Source organism: Streptomyces sp. UG1 (assembly GCF_049974585.1).
Classification (GTDB): Bacteria; Actinomycetota; Actinomycetes; order Streptomycetales; family Streptomycetaceae; genus Streptomyces.
In genome coordinates, this window is record NZ_JBNGGG010000103.1 from 1 (window position 1) to 9,338 (window position 9,338).

8 protein-coding genes and 1 pseudogene are annotated in these 9,338 nt (G+C 71.2%); 6 read left to right on the forward strand and 3 right to left on the reverse strand.

Annotated elements, in window-relative coordinates; genetic code table 11:
• The 3 genes and pseudogenes from ACP4J3_RS50150 to ACP4J3_RS50160 form a co-directional block, all read right to left on the reverse strand.
• Window positions 1-155, reverse strand: a pseudogene (locus ACP4J3_RS50150) (GTP 3',8-cyclase MoaA); the annotation flags it as partial.
• A 148-nt stretch (window positions 156-303) separates the two neighbouring features.
• A complete protein-coding gene (locus ACP4J3_RS50155; protein WP_426544891.1) occupies window positions 304-1,929 on the reverse strand; it encodes a solute symporter family protein in 1,626 nt (541 codons plus the stop codon).
• A complete protein-coding gene (locus ACP4J3_RS50160; protein WP_426544893.1) occupies window positions 1,926-2,282 on the reverse strand; it encodes a DUF485 domain-containing protein in 357 nt (118 codons plus the stop codon). The genes ACP4J3_RS50155 and ACP4J3_RS50160 overlap by 4 nt, the downstream gene beginning before the upstream one ends.
• 340 nt (window positions 2,283-2,622) lie before the next feature.
• Here ACP4J3_RS50160 and ACP4J3_RS50165 point away from each other — a divergent pair, with 340 nt between their 5' ends.
• The 6 genes from ACP4J3_RS50165 (at window position 2,623) to ACP4J3_RS50190 (ending at window position 9,158) form a co-directional block, all read left to right on the forward strand.
• Window positions 2,623-4,143, forward strand: coding sequence for a S8 family serine peptidase (locus tag ACP4J3_RS50165; protein WP_426544895.1), 1,521 nt, complete (start codon window positions 2,623-2,625; stop codon window positions 4,141-4,143).
• A 23-nt stretch (window positions 4,144-4,166) separates the two neighbouring features.
• A complete protein-coding gene (locus ACP4J3_RS50170; protein WP_426544897.1) occupies window positions 4,167-5,591 on the forward strand; it encodes a CoA transferase in 1,425 nt (474 codons plus the stop codon).
• A gap of 99 nt (window positions 5,592-5,690) precedes the next feature.
• Complete coding sequence (locus ACP4J3_RS50175; protein WP_426544899.1) at window positions 5,691-6,698, forward strand: CopD family protein; 1,008 nt, start codon at window positions 5,691-5,693, stop codon at window positions 6,696-6,698.
• 303 nt (window positions 6,699-7,001) lie between these two features.
• The gene (locus ACP4J3_RS50180; RefSeq protein ID WP_426544901.1) at window positions 7,002-8,006 is read left to right on the forward strand and encodes a DEDDh family exonuclease; all 1,005 of its coding nucleotides are present in this window, start codon (window positions 7,002-7,004) and stop codon (window positions 8,004-8,006) included.
• An 80-nt stretch (window positions 8,007-8,086) separates the two neighbouring features.
• Window positions 8,087-8,320 carry a hypothetical protein gene (locus ACP4J3_RS50185; protein WP_426544903.1) on the forward strand — a complete coding sequence of 78 codons (234 nt, stop codon included), beginning with the start codon at window positions 8,087-8,089 and terminating at the stop codon, window positions 8,318-8,320.
• Between the two features lie 49 nt (window positions 8,321-8,369).
• Window positions 8,370-9,158, forward strand: a complete 789-nt coding sequence (locus ACP4J3_RS50190) for an SURF1 family protein (protein WP_426544905.1) — start codon at window positions 8,370-8,372, stop codon at window positions 9,156-9,158.
• Window positions 9,159-9,338: the final 180 nt, after the last annotated feature.

A 9,338-nucleotide genomic window follows, 5' to 3' on the forward strand; every position in this document is an offset into this window, starting at 1 on the left:
ATCAGGCGGACGATCTCGTCGTCGTCAAGCAGGTCGGGCTTGGCCAGCCACTGCAGGCCCTCCTCTGGCATGCAGTAGGTGCAGCGCAGATTGCAGCGGTCGGTCAGCGAGACCCTCAGGTCGGTGGCCACCCGGCCGTAGGTGTCGATGAGCACGTGGGCCCCCTCCCTCGTAGCGGATCACATGTCTTCCGTACTCCTGCGAGCCTACGTGACGGCACTGACAACAACAGAGCCCGATCCCACGAGGCACGACGCGGCCGCGTCGTAGAGACCTACGACGCGGCCGCTCAGGGGGCGCTTCTCAGTGGGCGCCGGTGCCGGTCAGGGACCGGACCTCCAGCTCCGCGAACTTGCCCTTGTCCGGCTCCTCCTTCGACAGGTACGTGCCGATGATGCCCAGCAGGAAACCGACCGGGATCGAGATGATGCCCGGGTTGCTCATGGGGAACCAGTGGAAGTCGACGTCCGGGAACATCGACGAGGGCTTGCCCGAGACGACCGGCGAGAACAGCACCAGGCCGACCGCCGAGATCAGGCCACCATAGATCGACCACGTGGCTCCCTGGGTGGTGAAGCGCTTCCAGAAGAGGCTGTAGACGATCGTCGGCAGGTTGGCGGAGGCCGCGACCGCGAAGGCGAGTGCGACGAGGCCGGCGACGTTGATGTCACGGGCCAGGGCGCCCAGGATGATGGAGACCGCGCCGATGCCGATGGTCGACAAGCGGGCCGCACGCACCTCCTCCTTCTCGGTGGCCTGGCCCTTCTTGATGACGTTCGCGTAGATGTCGTGGGCGAAGGACGAGGACGAGGCCAGCGTCAGTCCCGCGACGACCGCGAGGATCGTGGCGAAGGCGACCGCCGAGATGGTGGCGAGCAGGATGGCGCCCCAGGTGGAGTCGACGCCGCCCAGGTGCAGGGCGAGCAGTGGGGCTGCCGTGTTGCCCGCCGGGTTGGAATCGGTGATCTCCTTCGGCGTGATCAGCGCGGCGGCACCGAAGCCGAGCGCCAGGGTCATCAGGTAGAAGGAGCCGATGAGGCCGATCGCCCAGATCACGGACTTCCGGGCGGCCTGGGCCGTGGGCACGGTGTAGAAGCGGATCAGGATGTGCGGCAGGCCCGCGGTGCCGAGCACCAGGGCGATGCTCAGGGAGATGAAGTCCAGCTTGGTCAAGTTGTCGACGCCGTACCTCAGGCCGGGCTCGAGGAAGGCTTGGCCCTTGCCGCTCTGGGTGGCGGCGGCGCCGAGCAGGTCGGAGACGTTGAAGTTGAACTTCAGCAGGACCAGGAAGGTCAGCAGCAGGGCACCGGTCATGAGCAGCACGGCCTTGACCATCTGCACCCAGGTGGTGCCCTTCATGCCGCCGATGGTGACGTACACGATCATCAGGACGCCGACCAGGGCGACGATGCCGATCTTGCCCGCGTCGCTGGTGATGCCGAGCAGCAGGGAGACCAGGACGCCGGCGCCGGCCATCTGGGCCAGCAGGTAGAAGATCGACACCACGATCGTGGACGTACCGGCCGCCGTGCGGACCGGCCGCTGGCGCATCCGGTAGGCGAGGACATCGCCCATCGTGTAGCGGCCGGAGTTGCGCAGCGGCTCGGCGACCAGGAGCAGGGCGATGAGCCAGGCGACCAGGAAGCCGATGGAGTACAGGAATCCGTCGTATCCAGAGAGGGCGATGGCGCCCGCGATGCCGAGGAAGGACGCGGCGGACATGTAGTCGCCGGAGATGGCGAGGCCGTTCTGGAAGCCGGTGAACTGGCGGCCGCCCGCGTAGAAGTCGGCGGCGTCCTTGGTCTGCCGGCCCGCCCAGACGGTGATGAAGAGGGTCGCGATGACGAACGCCGCGAACAGGCTGATGATCAGCCCTCTGTGCTCGCTGGCCTCGTTGGCGGCCAGAACGGTCTGCTGTGCGGTGATCACGCGCCGCCCTCCATCCGGGTCTTGATCGCTTCGGCCTTGGGGTCGAGCTTGGCGGCGGCGTGCCGCGCGTACCACCAGGCGATGAGGAACGTGGTGACGAACTGGGCGACGCCCAGGAGCAGGGCGACGTTGATGTTGCCGAACAGCTTGGCGCCCATGAAGTCGCCCGCGTAGACGGAGAGCAGGACGTACAGCAGGTACCAGGCGATGAAGCCGGCGGTCAGCGGGAAGGCGAAGGAGCGGTAGGAGCGGCGCAGTTCACCGAACTCCGCGCTCTCCTGCACCTCGGCGAACTCCTCGGTGGAGGGGAGTTTGTGTTGCTCTTTCGAGGGGGGCGGTGCGTCGGTGGCCACGGAGTCTCCTCGCGTTGGATCAGGAGTCGGGGACGGGTCAGGTACGGACATGACGGCTCTGTTCCTCGCAGTGACATGGATCACTTGAGCCGGCTGGCGATGTTAGGGCCCCGGCGTGTGATCCGACAGGGGGCTCGATCGTGCTCGGCCCTCCTGCCCAAGGTCACGGCGCCACGCGAGGACCGGTTCAACGCTCGGGGCTTCTTTCCGAAGTCGTTCGAGGCCGGATTGCTGGCCAGGAGGTTCGGGGATAGCTTCGGCCCAGCACGACTCGTCATGTACCTGCCCGAGCCCGATCCGCGGCTCGGGCGGTTCAGGTTCCGGATGATGTGGAGATCCCATGGCTCATCTGCGGTCCAGACGCCGTCTCGGCCTCGCCGCCCCCCTCGCTCTGTCACTGACCGCCTCGCTCGGCCTGTTGCCCACGGTGGCGTCGGCGACCCCGCGCACGGAGCCCGTAGCACGGGGCGCGGAGGCGTCCACCCTGGCCTATGTCGTCAACACCAGGCCGGACCGCCGCACGATCGAGTCGGTGCGGAAGGCGATCGCGGCGGCCGGCGGAACCGTCGTGATCGCGTACGAGCGGATCGGCGTGATCGTCGTCCATTCGGCGCACCCCGACTTCGCCAAGGTGATACGCGGTGTGCGCGGGGTCCAGTCGGCGGGCGCGACGCGTACGGCGCCGCTGACCGCGGCCGGGACGACGGACGAGGGCCCCGTTCAGCCCCTGACGGAGCAGCAGGCCAGGAGGACCGCGGGCGCGGCGGGCGGCGGCGAGCCTCTCGAGGCCGACCAGTGGAACCTGCGCGCGATCGGCGCCGACCGGGCCGCGAAGATCAACCCGGGCAGCAGCAGGGTGACCGTCGCGGTGATCGACAACGGCGTCGACGACACCCACCCCGACCTCGCGCCGAACTTCTCCGCCGCCCAGTCCGCGAACTGCGCCGGCGGCAAGGCGGACACCGGCGCGGGCGCGTGGCGGCCGTACACCGCCTCCGACGCGCACGGCACGCATGTGGCGGGCGAGATCGCGGCGCCCCGCAACGGCATCGGCATCGCGGGGGTGGCCCCCGGCGTGAAGGTCTCCGCCATCAAGGTGAGCGATCCCGTCAACGGCCTCTACTACCCCGAGAGCGTCGTGTGCGCCTTCGTGTTCGCCGCCGACCACGGCGTGGAGATCACGAACAACAGCTACTACGTCGACCCGTGGCTCTACAACTGCATGGACGACCCGGACCAGCGGGCGATTGTCGACGCCGTCAACCGGGCCCAGCTGTACGCCCAGCGCAAGGGCACCCTCAACTTCGCCTCGGCCGGCAACTCCAACCACGACCTGGACTCCGACGCCATCGTCGACGACACCAGCCCCGACGACTCGACCGCGGTCGAGCGCACCGTCGACCCGCACACCTGCCTCGACGTGCCGACGCAGCTCCCCGGAGTCGTCACGGTCAGCGCGACGGGCGTGAAGAACCTCAAGTCGTACTACTCCTCGTACGGTTACGGCGTCGTCGACCTCGCGGCCCCGGGCGGCGACCGGCTCTACCAGCTCCCGGACACCCCGTCGAAGAACGGCCGCATCCTGGCCACCCTCCCGAACGGCCGCTACGGCTACCTCCAGGGCACCTCGATGGCCGCCCCGCACGCCGCGGGCGTCGCCGCGCTGCTGAAGTCCCGCTACCCGAAGGCGACTGCGGCCCAACTGCACGCGCTGCTCAGGGCCCAGGCGGACAACCCGGGCTGCCCCGAGTCATACGACCAGAACGGCGACGGCACACCGGACGCGGTGTGCGAGGGCGGCAAGCGGTTCAACGGCTTCTACGGGTTCGGCATCGTGAACGCCCTGGATGCCGTCGACTGAGTCGCATACCGGATAGTGCAGTCATGACTGCACTCCATTCCGCCTGGTCCGCCGTGGGTGGCGACCCCGCCCTGCTGTCGCGGGTGTCGACCGTGGTGCGGGAGGGTGCGCTCGATGCGCGCCTTCCCGTACGGGAGTTGGCGCGCGCCTGTGTGGGCGCGTGCGCGCTGGCCGCCGCCGAGCTGGGGGCGCGGCGGGCCGGGCTCGCCGAGGTGCCCGAGGTGCGGCTGGACGACGGGGCGATCGCCACGGCGTTCGTGAGCGAACGGCATCTGCTGGTCGACGGGCGCGCACCCGTCACCTTCGCGCCGCTGTCGCGGTTCTGGCGGACCGCGGACGGCTGGGTGCGCACGCATGCGAACTATCCGCATCACCGGGCCCGGCTGCTGGCCGCGCTGGGGGTGCGTAAGGAGGATCCGGAGGCCGTGGGGGCGGCCCTGGCCGAGCGGTCCGCCTACGACGTGGAGGAGGACGTGTACGCGGCCGGCGGCCTCGCCGTGGCGCTGCGTACGCCGCGGGAGTGGGCGGCGCACGAGCAGGCGGTCGAGGTGGCCCGGCGGCCGCTCGTCGAGCACGAACGGCACGCCAGCGCACGCGCGCGTGCGCTCCCGCCCCTCGACGGCTCTCCTCTGCTGCCCGCCGCCGGAGTGCGCGTGCTGGATCTGACGCGGGTCATCGCGGGGCCGGTCGCCACGCGCACGCTCGCGCTGCTCGGCGCGGATGTCCTGCGCGTGGACGCGCCGCAACTGCCCGAACTGCCCGACCAGCACACCGACACGGGGTTCGGGAAGCGCTCGACGCGGCTGGACCTGAGGGCCGGCCGGCACACCCACGCGGACTTCGGAAGGCGCTCGACGCGGCTGGACCTGGTGGCCGGCCGGCGCGACTTCGAGGAGTTGCTCGCGGCGGCGGACGTCGTCGTCATCGGGTACCGGCCGGGCGCCCTGGACCGGTTCGGGCTGTCGGCGCGGGCACTGGCCGAGCGGTGTCCCGGGCTGGTCGTGGCGCAGTTGTCGGCGTGGGGCTCGTACGGGCCGTGGGGCGAGCGGCGCGGCTTCGACAGCCTCGTGCAGGCCGCGAGCGGGATCGCGGCGACCGAGGGCTCGGCCGGGCACCCTGGCGCCCTGCCCGCGCAGGCCCTGGACCACGGCACGGGGTATCTGCTGGCGGCGGCCGTGCTGCGGGCGCTGGCCGAGCGGCGTGAGCAGGGGTACGGCCGCTGCGCGCGGCTGGCTCTGGCGCGCACGGCGCAGTGGCTGATGAACGGGGTCGAGCCGGGCCCGCGGGGTGACTTGGCGTACGGCGCGCCGGACGCCTGGCTCGCCGAGCGGGACAGCGGGCTCGGGCGGCTGCGGTACGCGCTGTCGCCGGTGTCGTTCGAGGGCGGTCCCGTCGACTGGGCGCGGCCGCCCGGGGTTTGGGGCGTGGATCCGGCGCGGTGGGGCTGAGCGGCCGGGCCGTCCGGGCCGTACCCCCGGACGGAATGGCACACCCCACTTGTTTTCCGATACTTGCCCGACTCTGGGACGGTTTGTGAAGATCTTGAGGTGACGTTGACAAGATCCTCTCCTGGTGCGACCGACGGGAGTGCGCCCGGGGCGCGCGCCGGCACGGCCCGAGCCGTCGCGGTGCTCGTCCTGCTCGGGCTGGCGGCGCTGATCCCGCTGCTCGGCCCGTCGGCCGCACTGCACGGCACCGGGGAGGCCGCCGCGCCCGGCACGGGCGGCATCGCGCTGCTGCGCACGGCGCTGTTCGCGGCGCTGTGCGTCCCGTTGGGCGAGCTGTTCGTGCGGCGCCTGGCCCGGTCCGTGCCCGGCGCTCCCCCGGCCGCGCCGCGCGACTGGGCGCCGTACGCGGCGGCCGTCGGATTCGTCGCCGCCCTGGGGCTCGCCTCGGTCGTCTCCACGGGCAACCTCGTGCCGCACAGCCCCGCCGACCTCGACATCGGCGGCCTCTACGGCTCGCGCGACGGAAAGCTCGCACTGCTGGAGGTCAACGCCTTCGCCGTGGCCGGACTGTGCGCCCTCTCCCGCCGTCCCGCCACCCAGGTCTGGCCGCTGGCCGCGGTGGTGGTCGCCGAGGCGCTGCGCGCGCACCCCACGACCGAGCACGGCCCGCTGCTCGGCTCCGGTCTGACGCTGGTGCATCTGACCTGTGCCTCGCTCTGGGTCGGCGGGCTTCTGTACACCCTGCGGACCCTGCACTGCTGGGGCGCCCGGGAGGCGCGCGCGGCCCTGCTCGGCCGGTACGCGCGCGTGGCGGCGGTACTGCTGGCCGCCATCACGGCGACCGGGGTGTGGAGTTCGCTGCGCCGGATGCCGTCGGACACGATCCTGGACCAGCTCACCGGGACCGCGTACGGGCGGGCCCTGCTGGCCAAGGTGATCCTGGTGGCGGCCGTGGCCACGCTGGCCCTGTGGGCCCGGATTCGGCTGCGCCGCGCGACCGACCCGCTGACCGCCTGCACTCCCGCGCGGGCGGAGGTCGTCGCCCTGGGAGTGGTGGTCGCGCTGTCGGGGCTGCTGACGGCGCTGCCGGTGCCGATCCGCTGGTGAGCCGTTGCACGGTCCCCGTCCAGGACGTCGGGCAGCGGCCCGGGGACAGCCACCTACCGCGAGTCCGGCCGTTCCCCCAGCGCGCCGCCGCGGGCTTCGTCATGCGTTGGTTCGGTCATATGCGGAGGATCGCACCGCGCGGGACATCGAGGGCGTATCGGCGCTCCAGCGCCGGGCAGCGGCGGCAACGCCCCGCGCACACGGCCGGGTTGGCGTTCCCGCGTTCGCCGCGCCCGAACGGGCTGGCGACGCAAGGCACCTGACGGCGAGGAGTGTCAGTGTCGGCCCGTATCCTCAGTGACCATGCTCGAAGACCGTACGACCGCAGCGTCCTCCCCCGCAGCGTGGCCGGCCGCGTATCCCCAGGGATACGCGGTCGTTGACGTGGAGACCACCGGGCTGGCCCGCGACGACCGGATAATCTCCGCGGCCGTCTACCAACTGGACGCACGCGGCGAGGTCGAGGACCACTGGTACACGCTGGTCAACCCGGAGCGCGACCCGGGTCCGGTCTGGATCCACGGTCTGACGAGCGACGTACTCGAAGCGGCGCCTCTCTTCCAGGACATCGCCGGGGAGTTCTCGAGCCGGCTCGACGGCCGGGTGCTCGTCGCGCACAACGCGGTCTTCGACTGGCAGATGATCGCGCGGGAGTACGCGCGCGCGGAGCGCGAGGCCCCGGTGCGGCAGCGGCTGTGCACCATCGCGCTGTCCAAGGAGCTGGGCCTGCCGCTGCCCAACCACAAGCTGGAGTCGCTGGCCGCGCACTACGGCGTCGTGCAGCAGCGGGCGCACCACGCGCTGGACGACGCGCGCGTGCTGGCGGAGGCGTTCCGGCCGAGCCTGCGGGCCGCGGCGGCGGGCAGCGTCCGGCTGCCGCTCCAGGAGTGCCGGCCGCTCACGGAGTGGCGGGACACCGCCGCCACGCCCCGGATCGGACAGCAGCCGAGCGGGTACGGGGGATACGGCGGCTACCGGCCGACGAGCTGGCGCCCGTCCCGTAAGAGGCCCGCATGCCCCTATCCCAACCCGGGCCGCTACGAAGACGGCAAAAGACTCAAACAGGGCATGCGCGTGGCGTTCTCCGGGGACACGTCGATCGAGCGCGACCTGCTGGAGGACCGCGCGATCGAGGCCGGGCTGCATGTGTCGACGAGCCTGTCCCGGCTGACCAGCCTGCTCGTCACGAACGACCCCGACGCGGGCACCTCGAAGGTGGTCAAGGCCCGGCAGTACGGGACGCCGGTGGTGGACGAGGCGGCGTTCGGACAGCTCCTGAGGGATGTGGAACCGGCGTCGGAGCAGTGACCGTACGGACGGGTGATTGCCGCGCGACTCGCCCGGAGCCCCCTCGCCCCGCGCCACGGTGACCGCTCACCCTGTGGCGCATGGCGACATGTGAAGTCTGCGGAAACGACTACGGCATGACCTTCGAGGTGCACGCGCAGGGCGCGGTGCACGTATTCGACTGCTTCTCCTGTGCGATCCACCGCATGGCACCCATCTGCGAGCACTGCCGTGTACAGATCATCGGGCAGGGCGTCGAGGCCGACGGTCACTGGTACTGCGGCGCCCACTGCGCCCGCGCGGAGGGAAAGGCGGGGATCGTCGACAAGGTGTGACCCGGTACCCGCCCGACAACGCCCCACGACCCGGTTGTACGGTCGTGGGGTGTACCGCTTCCTGTTGTCCCGGCAGTGGGTGATCCTCACGCTGGTCGCCCTCCTCCTCATCCCCACGATGATCAGGCTGGGCTTCTGGCAGATGCACCGCTACGAGGAGCGCAGCGCCCGCAACGAGCTGGTCGCCGACGCGCTGGAGGCGAAGCCGCTGCCCGTGGAGAGGCTGACGTCCCCGGGGCACACGGTCACCACCGAGGAGCGGTATCGCACGGTGACCGCCGAGGGCCACTTCGACACCGACCGGGAGGTCGTGGTCAGGCGGCGTGTCAACGCCGACGAGGAGGTCGGCTTCCACGTCCTGACGCCCTTCGTCCTGACGGACGGCGAGGTGCTGCTGGTCAACCGCGGCTGGATCCCGGCCGACGGCCCGAGTCAGACGGCCTTCCCCAAGGTCCCCGCGCCGCCGAGCGGGCAGATCACCGTCAGCGGGCGGCTGATGCCGGACGAGACGACCGAGGCGAGCGGCATCAAGGACCTCAAGGGCCTCCCCGACCGGCAGGTCATGCTGATCAACAGCGAGCGGGAGGCCGGACGGCTCGGCGCGCAGGTGCTCGGCGGCTACATCGTGCAGACCGCGCCCGAGCCCAAGGGTGACGTCCCGGAGCTGATCGGCAAGCCGGGCGAGGAGAACGCGCCGCTGAATTACGCGTATGCCTTGCAGTGGTGGTTGTTCGCGGCCGGCGTTCCCATCGGATGGGTGATTCTGGCTCGCCGGGAGGCGCGGGAGCGGGGGGCTGCCGCCGCCGTGCCGGAGGAGTCGGCGCCGGCGGTTGTATAGCGGACTCGCCGTGAGGGGTTCTGACTCGTGGCGGCTGCGGGTGGGTCGTGGTTGCTCGCGCAGTTCCCCGCGCCCCTGGAGGTACGTGCAGCGGACGCACCTTAGACGTCATCTCATTTGGGTCGGTAGCCTGTTGGTCGTGGTTTCGATCGTTGAGCGGCTGGTGCCGGATGAGTTGTG

What these genes read in the sequence shown, in the direction of transcription:
- ACP4J3_RS50165 (WP_426544895.1), top strand. Translation starts at nt 2,623, where the DNA reads ATGGCTCATCTGCGGTCCAGACGCCGTCTCGGCCTCGCCGCCCCCCTC.
- ACP4J3_RS50170 (WP_426544897.1), top strand. Translation starts at nt 4,167, where the DNA reads ATGACTGCACTCCATTCCGCCTGGTCCGCCGTGGGTGGCGACCCCGCC.
- ACP4J3_RS50180 (WP_426544901.1), top strand. Translation starts at nt 7,002, where the DNA reads ATGCTCGAAGACCGTACGACCGCAGCGTCCTCCCCCGCAGCGTGGCCG.
- ACP4J3_RS50185 (WP_426544903.1), top strand. Translation starts at nt 8,087, where the DNA reads ATGGCGACATGTGAAGTCTGCGGAAACGACTACGGCATGACCTTCGAG.